The sequence below is a fragment of the Pseudooceanicola endophyticus genome (assembly GCF_018760365.1).
Lineage (GTDB): Bacteria > Pseudomonadota > Alphaproteobacteria > Rhodobacterales > Rhodobacteraceae > Pseudooceanicola > Pseudooceanicola endophyticus.
Genome location: NZ_JAHIAB010000023.1, coordinates 1 through 21,463, shown reverse-complemented (window position 1 = coordinate 21,463; position 21,463 = coordinate 1). Strand labels below are relative to the sequence as shown.

Genomic DNA, 21,463 nt, shown 5'->3' with positions numbered 1-21,463 from the left:
CAAGTCTTTCGATTCACTCAGCTTTGAGGGGATGGGAGGATTTCGGCATGATGGGCAGGCAAGAAGCATCGGCGCAGCTGTTTTACGATTTCGATCTGGAGCGTCACGTCCCGGCCAACCACATGCTGCGAGAGATTGATCTGTTCCTGAATGGGGACGACCTGCGCGAAGCACTACGCCCCTTCTACAGTCACCTTGGCCGGCCCTCGATCGATCCGGAACTGATCATCCGGATGCTGGTGATCGGGTATGTCATGGGGATCCGTTCGGAGCGTCGTCTCTGTGACGAGGTCCATCTGAACTTGGCCTACCGCTGGTTCTGTCGGTTGGGTCTGGAAGGCGACGTCCCGGATCACTCGACCTTCTCCCGCTATCGCCACGGCAAGTTCAGGGATAGCGGTCTTCTGCGGCAGGTCTTCGAAGCCACTGTGGAGCGCTGCATGAAGGAGGACCTGGTCTCCGGAGAGGGTTTTGCAGTCGATGCCAGCCTGATCTCCGCCGATGCCAACAAGGTCCGGTCTATCGCGGCGGAAGACTGGAGCTCCGAGGCCGCGCGGGAAGCCGGCAACAGGGCGGCACATGAATATCTGGAGACACTGGATGGTGAGCGCAGGAGCGCCACTGGTTCGAGAGACTGCGCGAACGCCTTCGGGGCCGCATCGCCTGTCCAGCCCAAGTTCGTGGCCAAGTCCGATCCGGCAGCGCAATGGACCCGTGCCGAGGAAAGCCGCCCCTATTTCGCCTATGCCACCAATTACCTGATCGACACCAAGAGCGCGGTGATCATGGATGTCGAGGCGACAAGGGCGATCCGCCAAGCCGAAGTCGGGGCCTCGCGCACCATGCTCGACAGGACGGAAAAGCGGTTTGGCATCCGGCCGGATTGGCTGGCCGCCGACACGGCCTACGGCAATGCCGAGAACCTGGGCTGGCTGGTCGAGAAACGCAGCATCATTCCCTTCATCCCGGTGATCGACAAATCTGAACGGACCGACGGCACGTTCTCCCGCTCGGACTTCGAATGGGATGAGAAGAATGATCTGTATATCTGCCCTGAAGGCCATGCCCTCAAGCAGTTCAGACGCAACTATTCCGATCCGGCCCGGGGGCAGGACACTGGTGGGCGGAAGAAATACCGCGCCTTGAAGGCGACCTGCCAGGTCTGCCCATCCAAGGAGATCTGCTGCCCGAAAGCCGATGCCCGATATGTCACGCGCGAGCCCCATGAAGAGGCGCGCGAGTTCGCGAGGGAGTGCCGCAAGACCAGGGCCTACAAGGTGTCACGCGACAAGCGGAAGAAGGTCGAGATGCTCTTCGCGCACCTCAAGCGCATCCCTGGTCTGACACGGCTGCGGCTGCGCGGACCAAATGGCGCCAAGGACGAATTCCTGCTCGCCGCGATCGCCCAGAACCTACGAAAACTCGCGAAACTACGCCCGCGAAGCATCAAACAGGAGGCCGCAGCATGAGCTGAACGGCCTACTCACCGCCTTGAGGCGGAGGAACGAGCGATCGCCCGAATGCAACGGCCTGGCTCAGCGACGACGAGCCTCAAAATCGGCGTTCTCAGCCGACTTTTTCAACAACATCCGCCCTTTGTGTCTGTGCCGTGTGTGGCCTATCCTGCATCTTGCACCAACGCCGCAGGCAACCACCGTTCAGTCGACGGGCTTGCCCCTTTGCCTCGTTGCAAACAGCACCAGAGCGACGCATAGCAGATGCAACTGTTCGAGCATGGCATAGTTCATGGTATCCGCTTCTAACATTAACTATTTTTCTATTACAGGCAAATACTTACTCCAACCATCAACAATCGAGTGGGAAATCACGACCGGGTACCGAAAGATGCCTGCCGGATTCCCGAAAAGCTCGCCTCTCTGGCGGGCTTTTTCTCACCTTGTCCCAACGGTCCGGAGGGAGCCGGGTTTGCCCTTTTCGGGGCTGTGCACCTAGGATCACCCAAAGATCAAGGACAGACCGATGTGCATCCGCCCCGCCACAGAAGCCGACCTGGCATCCCTCGTGCCGCAGTACGGCGCCTTTTTCCGCGAAGACGGTATCACCGTGCCGCAAGTCGGCTTCCCGCCCTTACCACATCCCGCCGGAAAGGATCTCGCAGGTGCAGAGAGACGGTGCCGGCAATCGCGGACCTTCGGACTTTCGCTGCGGTGCCGCACGCAGTTGCCAATCCGAGCGTCGTGGCCTCTTCGTTGAAACCACCTCAGTCGCAACGCCGCCCCGCAAGGGCAGGACGGCACCGTTGCGCGCGGCATTTGGACCTAAGACAGTCCTTGGCTGCGTTCTCGGCATTAGAGGTCGCTCGAGACCCGCCAGAAGTCGATGTTGCCATCTTGGGCATGCAAATCGATCTCGGCCAATTCCTCCGTCTCGAACTCCATCTTTTCAAGCGCGCCGAGGGAGTTGTCGAGTTGCTCAACCGTACGTGCACCGATAAGGGCCGACGTGATCCGGGGATCCCGCAGGGCCCAGGCGATGGCCATTTGCGCCAGGGTCTGACCGCGGCGTTCGGCGATCGTGTTGAGCGATCGACTGCGTCCAACAAGTTCGTCTGTGATCAGTCTCTGGTCAAACCCGCCACGTCCGGCGCGGGCGCTTTCAGGCACGCCGTTCAGATACTTGTTGCTGAGCAGGCCCTGAGCCAGCGGCGAAAAGGCGATGCAGGCAGTTCCCAGGTCCTCGAGCGTGTCGAGAAGACCATGTTCGATGCGCCGGTTGAACATCGAGTAGTTGGGCTGGTGTATGAAGAGCGGCACGCGCTCTTCTTGCAGCAGTGCGGCGGCCTTGCGCGTCAATTCGGGCGAGTAGCTCGAGATGCCGATATAGAGGGCCTTGCCCTGGCGGTGCAGATGCGCAAGCGCGCCCATGGTTTCCTCGAGAGGGGTCGTCGGATCGACGCGGTGTGAGTAGAAGATGTCGACGTAGTCGAGACCCATCCGGTGAAGAGACTGGTCAAGGCTTGCAATCAGATATTTCCGGCTACCGCCGATCCCGCCATAGGGTCCATCCCACATCTGCCAACCAGCCTTGGTCGAGATGATCATTTCGTCCCGGTGGCGGGCGAAGTCGTTGGCGAGCACCTCGCCAAAGAAACTCTCGGCCGACCCCGGCGGCGGGCCGTAATTGTTGGCAAGATCGAAATGCGTGATGCCGCGGTCGAATGCGCGGCGCAAAATCGCGGTGGCCATTTCGGGATCGTCGGTGCCGCCGAAATTTTGCCAAAGGCCAAGCGAAATTGCCGGAAGGTCGATTCCGCTCTTGCCTGCGCGACGGTAGCTCATCGTGCTCTGGTATCGGTCCGATGCTGGCTGGTAGGTCATCCTGTCTTCCTTGTCGTTGCGACGAACTTACGCTGAGGACAAGATAGCCACGGGAGTTCCTTGAGGCGACGATGAGCGACACCAATGCTTCATTGAGAATTTCTCAACAAAAATTCAGGCCCGGATCGGACTTTGGCACGAGCGGTTTCAGGCGCTGAGAGGGGAAAGGCCCTGATCCCTGCGGATGAGGTTGATGAGTTCGCGCAACCCCGGCGGTGTCTGGCGGCGGCTTGGGTAGTAAATGGTGAACGGCGGCCCTTCCGAGGCCCATCCCTCAAGAACGACGCGCAGCTGTCCCTCTTGCAGTTCGCGGCGCACGGCTGCCTCAAGGACATAGGCATATCCCAAACCTTCGAGCGCCATGGCGACGATCTGCGCCGTGCCATTCGCCCGCACCGGACCGCGAACCGTCAAACGTGTCATGGTGGGATCGTTGCCAAGCTCCCAAGAATAGCAGCTTCCATCTCCAAGCTCGATCTCGATGCATGGGAGCTTGAGCAAGTCTTCCGGCTTCGATGGCAACCCGACCGCGTCGACCAGCGCGTCGGAGCCCACGACGACCCAACGCGTCGGCGCGCTGAGGGCGACGCCGACCATGTCGAGGGGCACGCGGTCGCCATAGCGGATGCCGGCATCAAAGCCCCCGGCAACCACGTCCACCATCAGGTCATCGGCATGAATTTCGAGCTTAACGTCGGGAAAGGCCTTGGCGTATTGCGCCAGAACCGGGGAGACAAGCAACCGCACGGCATCCTGCAGAATGTTTATCCTCAGACGGCCCGCTGGATTGTCTCGCTGCCGCGCCAGTGACGTGAGGGCTTCGTCGATCGTGGTAAATCCTTCTCTCAGCTGCTCGGCCAGACGCTCTCCGGCGACAGTCGCAGAAAGCGAGCGGCTCGTGCGGTTCAGCAGCCGCACGCCGACTTGATCCTCCAGCTTGCGCATTCGATGGCTCAATGCCGAGACGCTGACCCCCAGCTCCAACGCGGCGCGTTTCATGCTGCCATGCGTGAGAATGGTCACGAAGATATCGAGGTCGGCGAGAAGGGCCCGGTTTCGATTGCGCATGCAACATCCTTTCATGGCGCAAGCTGTCGCGCTCCAAGTCATCAGCTCGGCCCTCCGCGATCAGTTCTGGCGGCGCAGGTCTGCGTGGCAGTGCATTTGGCCGGGGATTGTCAGAAAACGCCAATCCCGATCAGCGTCAACGCTCCGTTGCGCCAGAGCAAGATCGCTCCAACAATTCTTCTAAAATGTCATGGAGCTCTCGAACGGAGATTTGGGCTCAGAGCGGACCTGCTGCGGAACAGAAAGGCCCGGCCCGGCGTGCTTTCCCAGGAACGCTGGCATTCTGGTAAAATCGAGCATCGGCAAGGTGCCGAAGATGTGGCGGGCGTGGCGGATCGGAGGAACCACCATGCCAACGACAAACCTGCCTGCCATTCGTCCATGCCGCCCTGCCTGGAACAAGGGGCGCATCGTCGGCCAGAAGCGACCGCTTGCACCAAAGCACGTATGGGCGATCCGGGTTCGCCTTGAGATTGCTCAGAAGATCCGAGAGCTGGCGCTTTTCAATCTCGCCATCGACAGCAAGTTGCGGGGCTGCGACCTGGTCAAACTGAAGGTCGCCGATGTCTACGCGGCCGGACAGGTCAAGCACCGCGCTTCGATCGTCCAGAGCAAAACCCAAAAGCCGGTCAGCTTCGAGATCACCGAAGGGACGCGAAAGGCCCTGGCAACCTGGCTCGAAGATCCCCTGATGACCGGGTCGGAACATCTGTGGCCGGGTCGCTTTCATGAGCGTCGTCATATTTCGACGAGGCAATACGCTCGTCTGGTGCGTGACTGGGTGACCTCGATCGGTCTGGAGCCAAGCGCCTATGGCACCCACTCCATGCGGCGAACCAAGGTGGCGCAGATATATCGCAAGACGGGCAACCTGCGCGCGGTTCAGCTCCTGCTGGGCCATACGAAGATGGACAGCACGGTGCGCTATCTCGGTGTCGAGCTGGAAGATGCGCTGGCCATCGCAGAGGCTGTTGAGATTTGAAGGGGTGGGTCGCCATGACCAGGCGGCCCTGAGCCGCCCCTAAAAGAGCGCGCTTCGCTGCCGTGCAGCTTCCCCAGAGCGGCCACAAGGCATCGTGCCGCATGAACCGGCAGCCCGCAGTCGGCAGGGAAGACCAAGCGGTCCCACGGCTGAAACAGCCGAAAGACCGCTTGGCTTCTTCTTGGGGATCAAGCTGCGCTCAGGTCGGCGACATCATCCACGAGGCGTTCCAGGTGCCAGATCTTGGCAACGATCTGCCAGCCTGCCTCCCCTTTTACAAAGGCGAGATGGTCGACAAAGACGTTCTTGTGGGCGCGAATACGGATTTTGACCGTCGCGTTGATCGGGGACAGGTAGTCGATCATCAGGATTTCGGCTTCTCTCGCCTGGCCAACACTTGCAGGCGAGACGCGCGTGCTCACATCCTGAAGAAAGCTCTCGATCGGTTCGACAAACACGGTTCCGTTGTCCGAGTCGAACAAGCTGGATGCCGGGTGGAACACGGTGTTCAGCTTGTCGACGCTGCACTCGTGAATGCCGTCCAGATAGGTTTCGACGGCATTGATCAGGTCAGTGGGTGCGTTCACGGCTGGGTCTCCTGTTACGTAATATCGCCAACTTGCCAGCTCCGGATTTTTCGCGATACTGACAGAACGGACAATGTACGGTCGGTTTCTGCCAGAATGCCAAAATCAGCCAAAGCCCCCCTGGTTTGTGCCATCGCCTATGATGGCCTGTGCACCTTTGAGTTCGGCATCGCGGTCGAGCTCTTTGCCCTGCCCCGACCCGAATTCGATCATTGGTACCGCTACGCGACATTGAAGGCGGATGCGGGGCCCATTCGCGGGACAGGTGGCATTACCATCGATGCGCAGAACGATCTGGAGCTGTTGCAGGAGGCCAGCCTGATCGTCGTTCCGGGGTGGCGGGGCGCCGACGCGCCGGTCCCTCCGGCCCTGTGCGCCGCTCTGCAATCGGCCCATGCGCGTGGCGCGCGCATCGCCTCGATCTGTTCCGGCGTCTTCGTGCTGGCTGCTGCGGGGTTGCTGGAGGGAAAAACGGCGACAACCCATTGGCGCTACACGGACCTGCTTGCGGACCGCTTCCCGAATGTGACCGTCGACCCGGACGTTCTGTTCGTCGAGCAGGATGGCATTTACACCTCGGCCGGTTCTGCCGCCGGGCTGGATCTGGGGCTGCACATCATCCGACAGGATTTTGGGGCGCAAGCGGCCGCGAGCGTTGCCCGCAGGTTGGTTGTCCCGGCGCAACGGGATGGCGGACAACGCCAGTTTGTCCCCAGGCCCGAGCCGAAAGCCCGTGTCGGATCGAACCTCGCGGCTCTGCAGGACCACGTCAGAGCCTCCCTGAACGAAGACTGGTCCATTGCGCGCATGGCCAGATCTGCCGGAACAAGCAATCGCACGCTGGCGCGCCGTTTCCATGAGGAAACGGGATCTACGCCCATGCACTGGTTGAAGGCAGAGCGTGTGTCCCGCGCGGCAGAGTTGCTGGAAAACGGAAAAATGCCCCTGTCCGATGTTTGGGAAGCTTGCGGCTTCGGTTCCGCCGAAACCTTTCGCAGAGAGTTTCGAAAAATGATGGGGGTCCCCCCTGCCAGGTACCGCGAACGGATGGGGGCGCCATAGTCTGCCGACGAAGACTCCGAAACTGCCGCTTTCGATGCCGAGGAACGGCCCGCCCAACCGGCTTTTCCTCGCATCATGAAACAAGATCGGAGGAGTGATCCGCTCAGGATCATTGCAGAGGCGATGGAAGCTCTTGTCAGCCGCAAGGGTCAGGGCATTGCCGCTGCAACCTCGGCAGTCACGTCGCGCACGCCGACGGCGGACCACACATCCTCCCGCAGGATGAATTTGTGGCTATTGGTATGGGCGACATAGGTTGACCGCGCCTCCACCACGTCGAGCGGGATCAGAGCCGCCCTGACCACGCGGAAGTCATCATCAAAGATCACGCCCGCCAGCACGTCGAAATGCCCACCCGCAAGGTCCCGGATCGCAGAGAGTTGGCGCGAAGGGTTGCGCCGGTGAACCCGCCGCCCCTTGATCTGGATGCGTGTCCCGTCCGGGCCCGTCGCGTCAAATCCCCGCGCTGAGTTCGGCGCCTGCGTCCAGCCGAAGGCAACACAGAAAAGGTATTCGGCAAGATCGCCGGTCGGGTTGTTGGCAGTGCGCAAGACGCCCCGCGACCGCAGCTCTTCACCTATCTGGGCATGGAGCGCGAGGAGTTCGCCAGCGGTCAGTTGCGCCAAGTCTGGCATAAGGTATCTCCTCAGGCGGCATGTTTTCATTCGGCAATGTTATCCAAATGATGCCCGCCGCCAACATCGACATTGCGGCCATGCTGTTTCAGGTCCCCGGCATCCCACTGCCCCATCAAAAGGGCCTCACGATTGGCGAAGGTCCTGGCGGCAGCAAGCGTCGTGTCATGCCCCTCGAGGTCATTGCGAGGGGCCAAGCGGTGGAGCACACTCCGCCCATGTCCGGCGTCCCGCCCTGCGACCTGTCGGCGATCCCCGAGGGCCAGTGCGCCGACATGCTGGCGGTATTTCAGGAGCGCGATGCGCTTAAGGACGCCAACCGGCGGCTCGCACACCTCATCGCGGAGCTGATCCATGTCGTGCATGGCAAGCACTCCCCGAGACGCTGACCTCCCTCCACGGCCCGTGGGGCGGCCTTCAAAACATCCCTCACGATGAGCGTGCCCATATCGTACCCGACACCATCGAAAGCCTGATCCGCCCGCTCTCTTTGTCGAGAAGGAACGCACTCTTCGCCGGCCACGACGAAGGCGGCGGCGCCCGGGCCCGCACCGCCTCCATAATCGACACCTCGAAGATCAACGGCGTCGCGCTTTTCACCCATCTGACGGTGCCCCCTCCCCGAAGCCATTGCCGCCGGTCACCCGGCCCGCAGGATCGGCAAATGTTTCCCTGGAACATCGCCCCGCAAAGCCGATCACCCCTGAGGCGGGACCACCGCCCATGGCCTGGCGGAGGCCAGTTGGGCCCTCAGACGCGGTGACGCTCGATCTCTGCAATCGCAAGGTTGGCCATGGCCGAGAGCGCGGATTTCGACGCACCGTCCTGCGCCTGCACCGACATGCCCTGGATCATCGCGCCGACGAAACGCGCAAGGGCGGCAACATCGGTTCCGGGCCTGAGCTGCCCTTCGTCCACGCCACGCGCGATGCGGGCCTTCAGCGCATCGAGCGTTTCATTGCGCAGAGACGAGACATGCTGCGCGACCGGCTGGTTCTCGACCGCGCAGGCGAGCACGGCCATCGAGATCATGCAGCCGCGGGGGCGCTCCGGGCGGGTGAACTCATGCGCGGAATCGTTCAGAACCCGCGCCAGCGCCATTCCCACATCGTCTTCCTCAAGGGCGCGGGCTGTCGTTGCCTCGACATGGCTCTGATACCAGCCCAGCGCCTCCCGGTAGAGCTCGGCCTTCGATGTGAACGCCGAATAAAGGCTTTGTGGCGTGATGCCCATCGCGGCCGTCAGATCGGTGATGGAGGCCCCTTCATAGCCAAGCCGCCAGAATGTCTCGGTCGCGCGTGCCAGCACTTCGTCGCGATCAAAGGCGCGGGGCCTCCCGCGCCGCCGGGGCGGCGCCTTGATATTTTTCACATCGGTCACTCTAGAAATACCTTCGACCTTGCATTATTCAGGAACGATCATTGTGATTATAGAGAGTCGCGCCGCATGAGTCTCCCTGATTTTTCCCAAGCTCCCGCCCGCATCGACAGCGCCATCGACAAGGCTCTGACGGAAAACCGCGTCGTGGGGACCGTCGTTCTGGTCGCCCATGAGGGCCGGATCCTCCACCGCCGCGCTGCCGGACTGGCCGACCGGGAGAGCGACAGGCCGATGCAAGAGGATGCGATCTTTCGGCTTGCCTCGATCACCAAGCCGCTCGTGACCGCCACCGTCCTGCAGCTGGTGCGCGAAGGCCGTCTGGAGCTTCAGGCACCGGTGACGCGCTACCTGCCGGATTTCCGCCCCGCCCTGCCGGATGGCACGCGCCCCGAGATCACCCTGCATCACCTGCTGAGCCACACATCCGGGCTGGGCTACGGGTTTCTGGAAACGGCGGATGGCCCGTATCACCGGCTGAATGTCTCGGATGGTCTCGACCAGCCGGGCCTCGGCCTGCAGGAAAACCTTGCCCGGCTGGCGGCGGCCCCTCTGGCCTTCGCACCCGGAACGGGGTGGCGCTACTCGCTTGGCCTCGACGTGCTGGGCGGCGTTCTGGAGGCGGTCGAAGGCCGGGGCCTTGCCGAGATCGTCCGGGAAAAGGTGACAGGGCCGCTCGGGCTGGCGGATACCGACTTTGCCGTTCGCGACACCGCAAGACTGGTGACGCCCTATGCTGACGGCACGCCCCGGCCGGTACCGATGGCCGAAGGGATCGAGGTGCCGGTCTTCGGGACCACCGCGCGCTTCGCCCCCTCGCGTATCCTCGACCCGAAATCCTATCCGTCGGGCGGGGCCGGGCTGGCCGGGACGGCGGATGACATCCTGCAGTTCCTGGAGACGCTGCGCATGGGCGGTGCGCCGATCCTCGATCCCGAAACCATCGACCTGATGGCTGCCGATCATGTCGGCCCCCGGGCCGAAACGCAGGGTCTGGGCTGGGGCTTTGGTTACGGGAGTGCGGTGCTGGTCGATCCCGGCCCGACCGGCACCCCGCAAGCCCCCGGCACGCTGCAATGGGGCGGCGCCTACGGCCATAGCTGGTTCATCGACCGCGCAAACCATCTCTGCGTGGTCGCGCTGACCAATACGGCCTTTGAAGGCATGTCCGGTGCTTTCCCGACGGACATCAGGGATGCCGTCTATGGATCCATCGCGGACTGAAGTGCGGGCATGGCGGTGGGCATCGCCGCCAGCCCTTCAGCCTTCCGAACATGATCTCCATGCGCTTGCACCGCTTGTACCGGCGTTTGTCCACTGCCCGACAGGGCATCACGACGCCATGGCCCGAAAGGGGTACTTGACCGGTCTCTTGCGTTTCTTTCGGCCCGGACTTCAGGCGTTTATCCCCTTGTCCTGAGACGCTTCCCTATCCGGGCCAACCTCACGAACATGATCTCCGCCCAACCGTTTGACGTCTGGCAGGCCGCAGAGCAATGCGCCTGTGCCGATGTAATCGCCACCCGTCGCAGATGGCGTCAGCTTGGTGTTCACACCTCCTCCTCTGGTTCGCCCCGTCAGGCGACCGCACCCCCTTTTGTCAGCGGGCGGTGTGCCGGATGACGCCCCCCGGCCTGAACGGCACGGCGCCACCGCCTTGACGGGTGATCTGAAGTGATATAGTCATCAGATGACTTGATTACTTTGGGAGGGGGAAATGGTCCGGACACTCGAAAGAACCCCGTCGCTGGGCGACGTGCTGATGCAGGCGGTGCTGGAGATGGTGCGCAGCGACGGGTTGCGCCCGGGCGACCGGCTTCCTGCGATCAAGACACTTGCGGAACGGTTCGGGGTCTCGGTGCCCACCCTGCGCGAGGCGATGCAGCGCCTGGCCAATCTCGGCGTGGTCGACATCCGGCACGGGTCGGGCATGTACCTGCTGCAGACGCGGCTTCCGGTCATCACCGGCCATCCCGATGCCGCGCCCCGGGATGAGCGGACCCTCTGCGACCTGCTGGATGCCCGGCTGGCGATCGAGCCGCTGCTGGCGCGCCGCGCCGCGCAACACATCACCTCCGATCAGGCCGAGAGCCTGCGCACCGCCATCGAGACCGCCGCCCGCGCGCTTTCCGCAGAGGGCGCCCCGCCTCAGGTCAGTCAGTCCCAGGCAAACATGAACATCCACGCGCGCATCGCCGAGGCCGCCGGCAACCCGATCCTGGCCGACACGATCCTGTCGCTGATCCGGGTCTACGGGGCCGAGCAGAAGCGCCTTCTGGCGATGCAGGGGGCCGAGGCCCGCCAGCACAACCACGCCGACCACGTGGCCCTGGCCGAGGCCATCCTGTCGCGCGATCCGGACCGCGCCGAGGCCGCCATGCGCCGCCATCTCGAGCGCGTTCTGGAAAGCCTGCACCGCAGCCTGTCCCCCCATAAGGCGCGCTGAGATGACCGTCACCCTTGCCGGGGCCGTCCCCGCCCAGGGCCACCCCGCGCGCCCGCCGGCCCGGCTGCGCCGCATCCTGGCCCTTGAGGATTTCGAACGCGCCGCCGCCCGCCACCTGCCCCGACCGATCTTCGGCTACGTCGAAGGCGCGGCCGAGACCAACGCCGCCCGTGACGGCAACCGAAGCGTCTTCGCCGAGATCGACCTGGTGCCCCGGGTGCTGCGCGATGTCTCGGGGCGCGACCTGAAGACCCCGCTGCTGGGCCGGGTCCATGCCGCGCCCTTCGGGATCGCGCCGATGGGGGTCAGCGCGCTCAGCGGTTACAGGGGCGACCTGTCCCTTGCCGCCGCTGCCGATGCCGCAGGCCTGCCGATGGTGATCAGCGCGGCCTCCCTCATCCCGATGGAGGAAATCGTGCGCGTCGCGCCCGGCGCCTGGTATCAGGCCTACCTTCCCCCCGCGCCCGAGGCGATCTCGGCGCTGGTGGCGCGGGTCCGGGCGGCGGGCATCGACACTTTCGTGATCACCGTCGATTCCGCGGTCGTGCCCAGCCGCGAGAACAACATCCGCACCGGCTACCGCACCCCGATCCGTCCGGGTCCCAAGCTGGCCTGGGACGGGATCACCCACCCCCGCTGGGCCCTTGGCACCTTCCTGCGGACCTTCGCCCGCCACGGCATGCCGCATTTCGAGAATGCCGATGCCCATCGCGGCGCGCCCCTGCTGTCGTCCCGCGCGGTGCGCGATTTCTCGGGGCGCGAAAAGCTGAGCTGGGCACAGGTCGCGCAGGTCCGGCGGGAATGGCCGGGCAAGTTGGTCCTGAAGGGCATCCTGTCTGCGCAGGACGCGCGGCTGGCCCGCGAGGCGGGGATCGACGGCCTCATCGTGTCGAACCACGGCGGGCGCCAGCTTGACCACGCCCTGTCCCCGATGCGCGCCCTGCCCGCCATCGTCGCCGCCGTGCCGGAGCTGCCGGTGATGATCGACAGCGGCTTCCGGCGCGGCACCGACATCCTGAAGGCCATCGGCCTGGGGGCGGCCTTCGTCTTCGTCGGACGTCCCTTCAACTATGCCTCGGCGATTGCCGGGCAGCCCGGGGTCGCCCACGCGATCGGGATCCTGACGACCGAGCTGCGCGCCGATCTGGGCATGCTCGGGCTCACGGGCGTGTCGGAGATGGGGCGGGAGGCCCTGTCGCTCGACCGTTTCCGCCATCCCCGCCCCGAGGGCGGGAAGGCCGCGCCGCCGTCCTGACGGAGCCGGCGCACCCACGACCCCCGGGGGAAGGAGCCGGGGTTTATTCCAGGGAGGACATCATGAAACACCTGACCACCGCACTTCTGCTGTGCGGCACCAGCCTGCTGGCGGCCACCGCCGCCGGCGCCCAGACCCTGACGGTTCAGACCTCGTTCAGCTCGGGCGACTATTCGACCCGCTTCCTGACCGAGGAATGGCTGCCGAAGATCGCCGAGCGGACCGATGGCCGGATCCACATCACGCTGGTCTCGAACGGCGCCGTCGTGCCACCGCGCGAGACGCCCGAGGCCGTGGCCGCGGGGGTGCTCGACGGGGATTGGACGGGCCCGCACTACTTTTCCGGCGTCGAACCCGCCTTCGGGCTGCTGGGTGACCTGATCGCGGGCTACGATACGCCCGAGCAGATGATGGGCTTCTGCCGCGAAGGTCCGGGCGCGGCGCTCCTGCAGGAGGCGATGGACGTCATCCAGCAGGGCGAGGTGACGGTGGTGGCCTGCGGCCCCTACTCGCGCGAGGCGCTGGTGTCACGGGTGCCGATCCGCACCTTCGACGACCTGAAGGGCAAGAAGATCCGCGCGCCCGAGGGGCTGGCCTCGGCCGTGTTCGCGGCCGCCGGTGCCACCCCGGTCAACATCCCCTTCACCGAGGTCTTCGGCGCGTTGGAAAAGGGGATCGTCGATGCCGCCGATGTCTCGGCCTACGTGAACAACGATGCCATCGGCATTCACGAGGTCGCGCCCTACCCGCTTTATCCCGGCATCCATTCCATGCCGTCGATGCAGTTCACGCTGTCGACCGCCACCTGGGAGGACCTCTCGCCCGAGGACCAGGCGACGCTGCGGGACTGGTGGTATGACGCGATGATCGCGCTCCGCGAAGCCGTCGCCGCCGAGGACGAGGCCCTGGTGGCCCGCGACACTGCGGATCCGAACATCACCGTCATCAACTGGGCGCAGGAAGACCGCGACAAGCTGCGCGCCGTCGCGCGCACCCAGTGGGAGGCCTATGCCGAAAAAAGCCCGCTGGCCCGCAAGGTCTACGAGGCCCATGTCGCCTACATGCACCAGATCGGCCTGCTGGACGACTGAACTGCGGATGCCGCCCGTTCCGGGCGGCATCCTCCGGCCCAGGCCCGACCAATACGGACAGCCCCGGGGATCGGAACGAGGCACGGTTGCGATCCAAGGACGCGGGCAAACTGGCGTCTGCCGCGCATGGACGTCAGGGGCCGCCCCATCGACCTGTCTGAAGACCGGCCCCGCCCGCGATGACATCGGGCGCGGTGCCGATCAGGGGGGCAACGTGAAGCGGCTGTTCGAAGATCGCGGCAACGATGGCGACTGGTTCAGAGAAGCCTTTCAGGACAATATGATACGGTCCTACACCCTAGGCCGAAAGAAGCGGACGGCGCCCGTCAGTTGCGACAAGCGCCGGTACAAGCGGCACAACCGGATCGAGGCCATGTTCGGCAGGCTCAAGGACCGGCAATGGGTTGCGGCCCGTTATGACCGATACCCGAAGACCTTTTTCTCAATGATCGCACTCGCCGCAACCACCCTTTTCTGGCGTGGCTGACAACGAGGTCCGCCCCGGGCTCCCGGGCGTGCAGCATGGAAAATCAAAACTGCGCATGGCTCGTATTTGGACACGGCGCATTTGAACACCCGCTTCCCGCCCGGTCCGACAAGACCGCTCGCACAGGTGGAAGCCGGGCACCTTGAAGTATTCGCCCTGATGGCGGATCGGGTGCACCTTCGCGGCATCGGTGAAGATCCCCCTCTCCTTGTCGCGCAGCACCGCGCCCTCTTCCCAGCTGCCCTCCCACAGGTTGTAGGCGACCTCCATGTATTCCTCGGCAAGGTCATAACGCGCATCATGGCCGATCTGCCGATCCATCCCGATGTTGCGCGCCGCACTGGGGAGGTAGGACGACACCTCGTTACACGCGACGCGTCCCTTGGTCAGATGATCGAGCGTCGAGAGCCGAGGGGCAAGCAGATAGGGATGCTCGAAGGTCACCGCCGCGGTGACCCGAAGCCCAGATGGCGCGTCACCGCCGCCATCGCCGAGATCGCGCCGAACGGGTCGTTCACCGGCACCTGCGCCGCGTCGGCCGAGCCGCGCTAGACGTCTTAGACCCCGACGACATCGGCAATAAACAGGCTGTCGAAGACGCCGCGTTCCAGTTCGATCGCGAGGTTGGCCCAATATTCGAGGTCATTGTAGCGCAACGCCTGGCTTGACGGATGGCGCCAGGGACCGGCTGCCTGATGACCGACGCAGGTCATGTCGAAGGCGTTGAGGATGATGCGTTTCTTTGCAGGGCTGGTCATCGGGAACGCCTGTCTCAGCGGGCTGCGGGCAAGGTTGCGGCAAGGGGATGGGGAAGATGCGGGGCGCATTGCGCCACCGCGCGATCAAGGCGCTCGCGGACCGGGGCAGCACGCGGCGCGCCTGCGGGACCATCCGCCGCAGCGGCACAGGGCCCGGTCGGCAGGGAGGGCGCCCCGAAGAAGCCAAGCGGCAGCCGATGCGCGATCACCCGCGTATGCCGGTCGCCGCGAAAGCGGGCCCTGGCATGGGCGGCCGCGGTCTCGACCAGCCTGCGGGTCCTGGACAGGCGGCTCCGGGAACCGGCAAAGGCTGCAAACGGGGACCGGGCATGGCGGCTCCAATTGGCGACTTCATCCGTAGGTAATTGGTACGATCGAAAGCGTCCCCGGGGCCATTCCAAACTCCCCCGTGTCCGGAGGCGAAAGCCGTCGTCAGGGCCATGGCCGGGAGAAGAGTTTTCCGCGGCACAGGTTTTGCGCCCGCGAATCAAGGGCACGGCCCAAGATCGCAGGGCTCCATGCGGCGGGACAAGGAAAGCGCCATTGCCCCGGCCACCGCGAATGCGCGGATCGACTTGCCCGCGTGCCTCCGTTCGAACCCGAAGCTGATCTCCTCGGGCTTGAGCTTGTGGGCGATCATCGGGACGATCTGGATCTTGGCGTCCAATACCAGTCGACGAATTTCGCCACATCGATGCGTCCGCGGGCGCCGCCGAAGGCAGAACCCTTCCAGAGGGGGCCCGTCACCAGCTGGAACGGACGGATCGTGATTTCCGCCCCCGAAGGCGCAACACTGACCACATTCGAAGCCCGCAGGGCCCAGCTCACTTCGCGTCTCGCCGATGCGCCGGACGTCAAACCAACCCTCCTGGCCACGGCGGCGGCAATCCATGCGAAGAAGATCGCGCACTTCGCAAAGGCCCTGAATCGCCCCGCAGGGCAGCAGGAGTTGCGGAGGCTGACCAAGACAAGTGTGCTCACGTCAGGCCCCAAGCGCGACAAGGTCGATGCCATGCCTTGCGGGGACCGCAGGCGTTACAAAGGGCCAAATGAGAGGGGGCTGAAAAGCTCCGGCCTCGGCAGTCTTCATGGACCATGTTTCATTGGCACCACGCCACGGACAAAGGTCGCGATGCGCAGATCGGACGAGGGTACAGGATCACTGTTCGGCGACGTCGATCTGGAGGAGCACATCCCTGCACGGCACCCGTCGCGCAAGAGCAGATCCGCCGTGCGTCTCCGGAACGTCTGGTACTGGAAGCCCGGCACGAAGCTCCGCCGGATGGGCTGTCCCAAGACCCCGCTGGGGCTGACCGGCGCACAGGACGACAGCCAGGACCGGGTGCGGGCCTGCGAATGCCGTGCACTGGCCCGCGAAATGCAGGCCCATTGCGGCGTCGACATCAAGCCGCACAACACCAGCACAACGGCGCGAAATCTCGCCCCGGAGTTTGCCGTAAGCTCTTGGTGAAGTGGTCGGGGCGGCGAGATTCGAACTCACGACCCCCTGTACCCAAATCCAGAACCTTTCCGAAGAGAGATGGAATATCAGTCCCTTAGGAAAGCCTGTTGTGATGTGCCGGAAGGCCGCTCCCGATCACGGCAGGCGTCGGGCGGTGAGGAACGGGCGACGTCTTCCACCCGTGGCCCATTCTGTCGACCGATACCAGATCATGCCGCGACTGTTGCAGGCGTGCAAGGGAAGGCACGCAGACCGGCCCTAACCTGCCGTTCGGTCCCTGGCCGACCGCCGCGGTGCAGCTTCACCAGACCGGCCATTCGTCCATCGCGCAGCATTTTCGGAGGCTGAAGGTCGGCTGGGCGGACTTTGCTGCCGTTCGCTACCTCCGTCAGCCCTGTGCTGTTGGTCGCACCACGATACTCCCAACGTCGACATCTCCCGGTTGTTCGAGCGCATAGAGGATTGCCCGAGCGATCGCTTCCGGGGCCATTCCGATATCGCCCATCCGACCGTCGATCATCTCCTTGACCGAGGGGTCCGTTATGGTCTGCGTGAAGTTCGTCGAAACCATGCCTGGAGATACCTCGGTCACCCGCAGGTTCGGCCCCGCTTCCTGCCTCAGCGCCTCGGTCACCGTTCGCACCGCATTCTTGGTCGCGGCATAGACCCCCATCGTGGGCAGGATCTTCAGCCCGGCCGTGGACACGACGTTGATGACATGCCCGCAGTCCTGCCGGGCGAAGACCGGAAGGGCGGCCGCAATTCCGTAGAGCGTGCCGCGCAGGTTCACATCGATCATTGCGTCCCACTCATCGACCCGCAGCGCGTCGAAGCGCGAGATCGGGCCAATGCCGGCATTGTTGACGATGGCATCGAGCCTGCCGAACCGCTGGACAGCGGTTTCCACAAGTGCTTCGAGGTCGGCGCGGCGGCGCACGTCCGTCGCCTTGTGAGCCGCCTTGCCACCATCGGCGATGATCTCTGCGACCAGATTTTCAAGGATCGGTTCGCGGCGAGCGCCCAGCACCACCGCAGCGCCTCGGGCGGCCAGTAGTGTCCCCGTGGCACGTCCGATACCGCTGCTTGCGCCAGTGATGGCTATCACTTTACCTTCGAGTGTCATGAGTTGCGGCCCTTTCGGTCTGTTTCGCTTGCCAAGGATATATGGCACCATCGCAAGATGAACGATGCCAAGAGGTCCATGAAATTGTCGCAATCGTCTACGTTTCAGCCCGATCCGCTCTCCGACGTGCTTGAAGTGCTCGGCGCTCGAGTGACGCGGCAGACCCGCCTGGAGGCCTCCGGGGATTGGGCGCTCTCGTTCCCAGCACTGGACCGGTTGAAATTCGTGGCCGTGCTGCGAGGGATGTGCTGGATGCAGCCGGAGGGACGCGCGCCGCTCCCGATGCAGGCCGGGGATGTCTGCCTGATCGGGACTACGGACTATGCCGTTTCCAGTGACCCGACGCTGGTGCCACAGGACGGGCGGCAGCTCTTTGAGGATCCCCTTCGGGACTTTGTTCACCTCGGCGGGAACGAGGTGGTTTCGATCGGCGGAACGGTCGCCTTTTCAGGGCCGAATGCCGATTTCCTGTTGGATATGTTGTCGGACTTCATCCCTGTTCAGCGCCACACCGCCGGGGCCGAAGCGATCTCGACCATACTGTCGCACATGTCGCAGGAGATCGAGCGAGGCGCGATCGGGTCCACGATCGTGGGCGCACGCCTGGCAGACCTTCTTCTGGTCGAGACATTTCGCGCCTATGCCGAGCAGGCCGGACCAGACCAATGCGGATGGTTCGGCGCGCTGTCCGACCCCCGGATCGGCAGGGCCCTGCAGGCCCTTCACGCAGATGTCGCCCGTGCTTGGACCGTGGCTGATATTGCCGCTGTCGCCGGCATGTCACGGGCCGCGTTTTCGGCAGAATTCAGTCGTCGCATCGGTCAGCCGCCCCTATCGTATTTGCGCTCCTGGCGCCTGACACTTGCACGCAGACGGTTGCTTCAGGACGAAACTACCGTCGCCGACGTTGCTCATGCCGTCGGCTACCAATCGCAAAGCGCGTTTTCCCAGGCGTTTATGCGCACCTTCGGGCGTTCGCCTAGTGCGGACGCTCGTGGGAAAGTTAGCACGTCAATACTTTGAGATTCCGTCGGTATTTCAGGCAGCAGCGTAACGGTCGCTATGGGCCGGGAATTGCCTGATTAGGCGGGAAGCAGTACGCCAAGCTTGGAGCCCTCTTCCTGCGCGTAGCAAACCCAGCACGGCCGGACCTGAGCCCCATCGGGCCCAGGCCCTGCCTGCCTCCAGCTACAGCAATCCCATCCGGATCTCCCGGTTGCTGAGGATCAGCTCCCGGGCCTCGGTCGCGCCGCCTTGCGCAACAGAGTAGCTCAAACCGACCTCCTCACACCGGAAGTCCGCGAACAGCGCGCGCACCTCGGGGCGGTCATTGATCGACAGGATGAAGGCACCCTTGATGCCGGCCAGGAGCTCGGCCATCCGGGCGAACTGCGCGCGCGAGAACAGTTCGCGGCCATAGTCGCCCTCCCCGCCCCAATAGGGCGGATCGAGGTAGAACAGCGTCCCTGCCCCGTCATAGCGCGCGATCAGATCCGCCCAGTCGAGGTTTTCGAAGACCACCCCGTCGAGGCGCTCATGGGCCTCTTCCAGCAGCGTCTCCAGGCGCGCTAGGCTGAAGCGCGCCGGATGATCGCGCGAGACGCCGAACACCCCGCCCAGCTTGCCGCCAAAGGCCAGGCGCTGGAGGTAGAGGAAGCGCGCGGCCCGCTCCAAGTCGGTCAGCGTCGCCGGATCGGTGGCGCGCAGGCGCTCGAACTCCCGGCGCGAGGTGATCTGGAAGCGCATCACCTCCATCAGCTGGGGATAGTGGCGTTGCAGGATGCGGAAGAGATTGGTGATCTCGCCCTTGAGGTCATTGGCGACCTCGCATTTCGGGCGCCAGGCGCGGCGCAGGAAGACGCCGCCCATGCCAACGAAGGGCTCGGCATAGGTCTGGTGCGGGATCGCGTCGATCCGCGCGATGATCCGGCGATGCAGCGCCCGCTTGCCGCCAAGCCAGGGGGCCACGGGCGCCGCCGGCGCCACCTTTTGCATTGTGTTCATGATAAGTTCCAGCCACAACGCCCGCACTCTCGCGAGAGTCGGGCGACGGGATCCGTCTGGGTCGTCGGTGCAGCCGGTCTGCAAACTGGGCTGCAGGGTGGCGGTGCTGAGGCACCGCTGCCCCCGTCCGGGGGCAGAAGGGGCGCGCACGCCCCTTCCCGGGAGGGATCTACTTGATCCCCCATTTCGCGAAGACGCCGGCGCTGAGGCCGAGGGCCGCGACCAGGGCGCCCGCGAGGGTCGAGAGGTCGATGGTCAGCACGCCATCGCCAAAGCCGATCCCCCAGCCGGGCAGCAGCGCCACCAGCGCGGTCAGCAGCGGCGAGAGCACGTAGAGGATCAGGCGGACGTAGATATTGGTCATGGGGTGGGTCCTTTCTCGGGTTGGGATGGGTCAGGCAGCCAGCAGCGCGCCCCAGGTGGCGGGGCCGGCAATGCCGTCGGGGATCAGGCCCCGGGCCGCCTGGAAGGCTTCGACGGCGGCCTCGGTGCGGCGCCCGAAGCGGCCGTCTGCTGCGCCCGGGTCGAAGCCGGCGGCGGTGAGACGCGATTGCAGCTCGGGCACCGGGGCGCCGGTGGCACCGCGGCGCAGGGTGCGGCGGGTGTCGGGCTGGAGGGCGGCCAGGTATTCGACCGCCAGCGCGGCGATATCAGCGGCGCGGTCGCTGCCGTTGATCACGCGCCGGGCGCCCTCGAAGTCGCAGCGCGTCTCCGAGACGTACTCGGGCAGCGCATGGCCGGTGAACCAGCCCTCCATGGCCCCCCGCACCAGGATCTGCACCGCCGGGTCCGGCGCCAGCACCGTGTCGGGATCGCTGGTGAAGTCCTGGCCGAGCTTTTCGCCGGCGCCGGCGTAGTTGTAATCCCAGGTCAGCTGCACGAGGCCGCGCCCGTACCAGGGATAGTAGGATTTGGCCTTGCGATAGGCCTCGGCGCGGGCCGCGCTCAGCCAGCAGGCCTCGCGCACCGGCTCGAGGCGGGCGGCGGTCTCCCAGGCGGCGGTGGCCAGGATATAGGCCGTCTGCGCAGGCGTGCAGCCGCAGGCCTCGGCGGCGGCGCGGATCTCGGGCGTCAGGCCGAGGGTCATGTCGGTCATGGGTTTCTCCAATGCAAAAGGCCCCGCTGAGCGAGGCCAGGGGCAGGATCCCCGCCGGGGCAGGGATGGTTAGCGATTTGTTAGGAAGGCGCGGTCACTCTGGGCGCGGGACCGGGTGCGCCAGACCCTGGCGCGTGTGATTTGCCGATTGCCAGCCCGGTCCCACCCTGCCCGTTCAGCCCCCGACCCGGCGGAGGATCGCCTTGCGCAGGCGGCGCACGGCGGCGATGCCGCCCTCGCCCATGGCGAAGGCCGCGCCGCAATAGGCGGGCGTGCCGGCATCGGTCCACCCATCCAGGATCGCGCCCAGCAGCCAGCCCAGGGTCATCGCCGAGCAGACCCCGGCCAGGGCCTCGACCAGGCGGCGGACCAGGCGCATCTCGGGCAGGAAGACCGCGCGCACCCAGGCGCCGGCTACGCCCGACAGCAGCAGCGCGAAGAACTGTTCCGGCAGGGTCTCGCGCCAGGCGCGCAGCGCCTCGGCCAGCCCGCCGATCACGGCGGGATCTTTCGTCGGATCGCTCATCGTCCCCTCACCAGCTCGACAGCGCGGCGCGCTTCCAGACGTTCGTTCCGGTGCAGACGTAGAAGTAGTCGTCATCCCGGGCGATCTGATCCTTTATCCCTGTCGCCGTGGCAGAGGCCGGCACGTTCTTCCACACCGGAGACCACCACCAGCCTGATCCGTCGTA

22 protein-coding genes and 3 pseudogenes are annotated in these 21,463 nt (G+C 64.8%); 10 read left to right on the top strand and 15 right to left on the bottom strand.

Annotated features, from left to right (window positions below; translation table 11 throughout):
• The first annotated feature begins 47 nt into the window (after positions 1-47).
• On the top strand, positions 48-1,469 hold the full coding sequence (locus KM176_RS23885) for an IS1182 family transposase (RefSeq protein ID WP_160897158.1): 1,422 nt from the start codon (positions 48-50) through the stop codon (positions 1,467-1,469).
• Positions 1,470-2,309: 840 nt separating this feature from the next.
• On the opposite strand, the gene mgrA is transcribed toward KM176_RS23885, so the two are convergent.
• Positions 2,310-3,338 carry an L-glyceraldehyde 3-phosphate reductase gene (mgrA, locus tag KM176_RS23880; RefSeq protein ID WP_160897159.1) on the bottom strand — a complete coding sequence of 343 codons (1,029 nt, stop codon included), beginning with the start codon at positions 3,336-3,338 and terminating at the stop codon, positions 2,310-2,312.
• A 147-nt stretch (positions 3,339-3,485) separates the two neighbouring features.
• The gene (locus KM176_RS23875; RefSeq protein WP_160897160.1) at positions 3,486-4,406 is read right to left on the bottom strand and encodes a LysR family transcriptional regulator; all 921 of its coding nucleotides are present in this window, start codon (positions 4,404-4,406) and stop codon (positions 3,486-3,488) included.
• Between the two features lie 349 nt (positions 4,407-4,755).
• On the opposite strand from KM176_RS23875, the gene KM176_RS23870 reads away from it, so the two are divergent.
• Positions 4,756-5,388, top strand: a complete 633-nt coding sequence (locus KM176_RS23870; RefSeq protein WP_160897161.1) for a tyrosine-type recombinase/integrase — start codon at positions 4,756-4,758, stop codon at positions 5,386-5,388.
• A 188-nt stretch (positions 5,389-5,576) separates the two neighbouring features.
• Here the strand turns inward: KM176_RS23870 and KM176_RS23865 are convergent, their stop codons facing one another.
• Complete coding sequence (locus KM176_RS23865; RefSeq protein ID WP_160897162.1) at positions 5,577-5,975, bottom strand: nuclear transport factor 2 family protein; 399 nt, start codon at positions 5,973-5,975, stop codon at positions 5,577-5,579.
• 96 nt (positions 5,976-6,071) lie between these two features.
• Between KM176_RS23865 and ftrA the strand changes: the two genes are divergently transcribed.
• Positions 6,072-7,037: a transcriptional regulator FtrA gene (ftrA, locus tag KM176_RS23860; RefSeq protein ID WP_160897163.1), complete on the top strand. Its 966-nt coding sequence runs from the start codon at positions 6,072-6,074 to the stop codon at positions 7,035-7,037.
• 149 nt (positions 7,038-7,186) lie between these two features.
• Here the strand turns inward: ftrA and KM176_RS23855 are convergent, their stop codons facing one another.
• From KM176_RS23855 to KM176_RS23845, 3 genes are all read right to left on the bottom strand, one after another.
• Positions 7,187-7,672: a hypothetical protein gene (locus KM176_RS23855; RefSeq protein ID WP_160897164.1), complete on the bottom strand. Its 486-nt coding sequence runs from the start codon at positions 7,670-7,672 to the stop codon at positions 7,187-7,189.
• A gap of 26 nt (positions 7,673-7,698) precedes the next feature.
• Positions 7,699-8,037 (bottom strand): hypothetical protein, encoded by a 339-nt coding sequence (locus KM176_RS23850; RefSeq protein WP_160897165.1) that lies wholly within the window; start codon positions 8,035-8,037, stop codon positions 7,699-7,701.
• A 385-nt stretch (positions 8,038-8,422) separates the two neighbouring features.
• Positions 8,423-9,052 carry a TetR/AcrR family transcriptional regulator gene (locus KM176_RS23845; RefSeq protein WP_160897166.1) on the bottom strand — a complete coding sequence of 210 codons (630 nt, stop codon included), beginning with the start codon at positions 9,050-9,052 and terminating at the stop codon, positions 8,423-8,425.
• A gap of 66 nt (positions 9,053-9,118) precedes the next feature.
• On the opposite strand from KM176_RS23845, the gene KM176_RS23840 reads away from it, so the two are divergent.
• Positions 9,119-10,273, top strand: coding sequence for a serine hydrolase domain-containing protein (locus KM176_RS23840; RefSeq protein WP_160897167.1), 1,155 nt, complete (start codon positions 9,119-9,121; stop codon positions 10,271-10,273).
• A 22-nt stretch (positions 10,274-10,295) separates the two neighbouring features.
• Here the strand turns inward: KM176_RS23840 and KM176_RS25395 are convergent.
• A pseudogene (locus KM176_RS25395) lies at positions 10,296-10,654 on the bottom strand (hypothetical protein); the annotation flags it as partial.
• Between the two features lie 112 nt (positions 10,655-10,766).
• Between KM176_RS25395 and KM176_RS23835 the strand changes: the two are divergent.
• From KM176_RS23835 to KM176_RS23820, 4 genes and pseudogenes are all read left to right on the top strand, one after another.
• The gene (locus KM176_RS23835) at positions 10,767-11,495 is read left to right on the top strand and encodes a FadR/GntR family transcriptional regulator (RefSeq protein WP_160897168.1); all 729 of its coding nucleotides are present in this window, start codon (positions 10,767-10,769) and stop codon (positions 11,493-11,495) included.
• Position 11,496: 1 nt separating this feature from the next.
• Positions 11,497-12,750 carry an alpha-hydroxy acid oxidase gene (locus KM176_RS23830; protein WP_160897169.1) on the top strand — a complete coding sequence of 418 codons (1,254 nt, stop codon included), beginning with the start codon at positions 11,497-11,499 and terminating at the stop codon, positions 12,748-12,750.
• A 62-nt stretch (positions 12,751-12,812) separates the two neighbouring features.
• The gene (gene dctP, locus KM176_RS23825; RefSeq protein WP_160897170.1) at positions 12,813-13,841 is read left to right on the top strand and encodes a TRAP transporter substrate-binding protein DctP; all 1,029 of its coding nucleotides are present in this window, start codon (positions 12,813-12,815) and stop codon (positions 13,839-13,841) included.
• 223 nt (positions 13,842-14,064) lie between these two features.
• A pseudogene (locus KM176_RS23820) lies at positions 14,065-14,328 on the top strand (transposase); the annotation flags it as partial.
• Here KM176_RS23820 and KM176_RS23815 read toward each other — a convergent pair.
• From KM176_RS23815 to KM176_RS25090, 3 genes and pseudogenes are all read right to left on the bottom strand, one after another.
• The gene (locus KM176_RS23815; RefSeq protein WP_202398106.1) at positions 14,284-14,772 is read right to left on the bottom strand and encodes an LLM class flavin-dependent oxidoreductase; all 489 of its coding nucleotides are present in this window, start codon (positions 14,770-14,772) and stop codon (positions 14,284-14,286) included. The pseudogene KM176_RS23820 and the gene KM176_RS23815 overlap by 45 nt on opposite strands.
• Positions 14,773-14,885: 113 nt before the next feature.
• Positions 14,886-15,086: a hypothetical protein gene (locus tag KM176_RS23810; RefSeq protein WP_202398107.1), complete on the bottom strand. Its 201-nt coding sequence runs from the start codon at positions 15,084-15,086 to the stop codon at positions 14,886-14,888.
• Positions 15,087-15,639: 553 nt separating this feature from the next.
• Positions 15,640-15,893, bottom strand: a pseudogene (locus KM176_RS25090) (S-(hydroxymethyl)glutathione dehydrogenase); the annotation flags it as partial.
• 325 nt (positions 15,894-16,218) lie between these two features.
• Here KM176_RS25090 and KM176_RS25390 point away from each other — a divergent pair.
• A complete protein-coding gene (locus tag KM176_RS25390) occupies positions 16,219-16,557 on the top strand; it encodes a hypothetical protein (RefSeq protein WP_408004288.1) in 339 nt (112 codons plus the stop codon).
• Positions 16,558-16,936: 379 nt separating this feature from the next.
• On the opposite strand, the gene KM176_RS23800 is transcribed toward KM176_RS25390, so the two are convergent.
• Entirely contained in the window at positions 16,937-17,671 is a 735-nt protein-coding gene (locus tag KM176_RS23800; protein ID WP_160897172.1) for an SDR family oxidoreductase, read from the bottom strand.
• Positions 17,672-17,728: 57 nt separating this feature from the next.
• On the opposite strand from KM176_RS23800, the gene KM176_RS23795 reads away from it, so the two are divergent.
• Positions 17,729-18,694: an AraC family transcriptional regulator gene (locus tag KM176_RS23795; protein WP_215558834.1), complete on the top strand. Its 966-nt coding sequence runs from the start codon at positions 17,729-17,731 to the stop codon at positions 18,692-18,694.
• A 165-nt stretch (positions 18,695-18,859) separates the two neighbouring features.
• Here the strand turns inward: KM176_RS23795 and KM176_RS23790 are convergent, their stop codons facing one another.
• The 4 genes from KM176_RS23790 to KM176_RS23775 form a co-directional block, all read right to left on the bottom strand.
• Positions 18,860-19,666, bottom strand: coding sequence for a DNA adenine methylase (locus KM176_RS23790; RefSeq protein ID WP_160897335.1), 807 nt, complete (start codon positions 19,664-19,666; stop codon positions 18,860-18,862).
• A gap of 178 nt (positions 19,667-19,844) precedes the next feature.
• The gene (locus KM176_RS23785) at positions 19,845-20,039 is read right to left on the bottom strand and encodes a hypothetical protein (RefSeq protein WP_160897290.1); all 195 of its coding nucleotides are present in this window, start codon (positions 20,037-20,039) and stop codon (positions 19,845-19,847) included.
• A gap of 30 nt (positions 20,040-20,069) precedes the next feature.
• Entirely contained in the window at positions 20,070-20,771 is a 702-nt protein-coding gene (locus KM176_RS23780) for a peptidoglycan-binding protein (RefSeq protein ID WP_160897334.1), read from the bottom strand.
• 175 nt (positions 20,772-20,946) lie between these two features.
• Positions 20,947-21,297 carry a hypothetical protein gene (locus KM176_RS23775; protein WP_215558817.1) on the bottom strand — a complete coding sequence of 117 codons (351 nt, stop codon included), beginning with the start codon at positions 21,295-21,297 and terminating at the stop codon, positions 20,947-20,949.
• Positions 21,298-21,463 lie beyond the last annotated feature (166 nt).

Coding starts and splice junctions, on each gene's coding strand:
- KM176_RS23780 (WP_160897334.1), bottom strand. CDS start 20,771: ATGACCGACATGACCCTCGGCCTGACGCCCGAGATCCGCGCCGCCGCC.
- KM176_RS23810 (WP_202398107.1), bottom strand. CDS start 15,086: ATGACCAGCCCTGCAAAGAAACGCATCATCCTCAACGCCTTCGACATG.
- KM176_RS23785 (WP_160897290.1), bottom strand. CDS start 20,039: ATGACCAATATCTACGTCCGCCTGATCCTCTACGTGCTCTCGCCGCTG.
- KM176_RS23875 (WP_160897160.1), bottom strand. CDS start 4,406: ATGCGCAATCGAAACCGGGCCCTTCTCGCCGACCTCGATATCTTCGTG.
- KM176_RS23830 (WP_160897169.1), top strand. CDS start 11,497: ATGACCGTCACCCTTGCCGGGGCCGTCCCCGCCCAGGGCCACCCCGCG.
- KM176_RS23775 (WP_215558817.1), bottom strand. CDS start 21,297: ATGAGCGATCCGACGAAAGATCCCGCCGTGATCGGCGGGCTGGCCGAG.
- KM176_RS23800 (WP_160897172.1), bottom strand. CDS start 17,671: ATGACACTCGAAGGTAAAGTGATAGCCATCACTGGCGCAAGCAGCGGT.
- KM176_RS23855 (WP_160897164.1), bottom strand. CDS start 7,672: ATGCCAGACTTGGCGCAACTGACCGCTGGCGAACTCCTCGCGCTCCAT.
- KM176_RS23840 (WP_160897167.1), top strand. CDS start 9,119: ATGAGTCTCCCTGATTTTTCCCAAGCTCCCGCCCGCATCGACAGCGCC.
- KM176_RS23885 (WP_160897158.1), top strand. CDS start 48: ATGATGGGCAGGCAAGAAGCATCGGCGCAGCTGTTTTACGATTTCGAT.
- KM176_RS23795 (WP_215558834.1), top strand. CDS start 17,729: ATGAACGATGCCAAGAGGTCCATGAAATTGTCGCAATCGTCTACGTTT.
- KM176_RS23850 (WP_160897165.1), bottom strand. CDS start 8,037: ATGCACGACATGGATCAGCTCCGCGATGAGGTGTGCGAGCCGCCGGTT.
- KM176_RS23870 (WP_160897161.1), top strand. CDS start 4,756: ATGCCAACGACAAACCTGCCTGCCATTCGTCCATGCCGCCCTGCCTGG.
- KM176_RS23835 (WP_160897168.1), top strand. CDS start 10,767: ATGGTCCGGACACTCGAAAGAACCCCGTCGCTGGGCGACGTGCTGATG.
- KM176_RS23790 (WP_160897335.1), bottom strand. CDS start 19,666: ATGCAAAAGGTGGCGCCGGCGGCGCCCGTGGCCCCCTGGCTTGGCGGC.
- ftrA (WP_160897163.1), top strand. CDS start 6,072: ATGCCAAAATCAGCCAAAGCCCCCCTGGTTTGTGCCATCGCCTATGAT.
- dctP (WP_160897170.1), top strand. CDS start 12,813: ATGAAACACCTGACCACCGCACTTCTGCTGTGCGGCACCAGCCTGCTG.
- mgrA (WP_160897159.1), bottom strand. CDS start 3,338: ATGACCTACCAGCCAGCATCGGACCGATACCAGAGCACGATGAGCTAC.
- KM176_RS25390 (WP_408004288.1), top strand. CDS start 16,219: ATGCGCAGATCGGACGAGGGTACAGGATCACTGTTCGGCGACGTCGAT.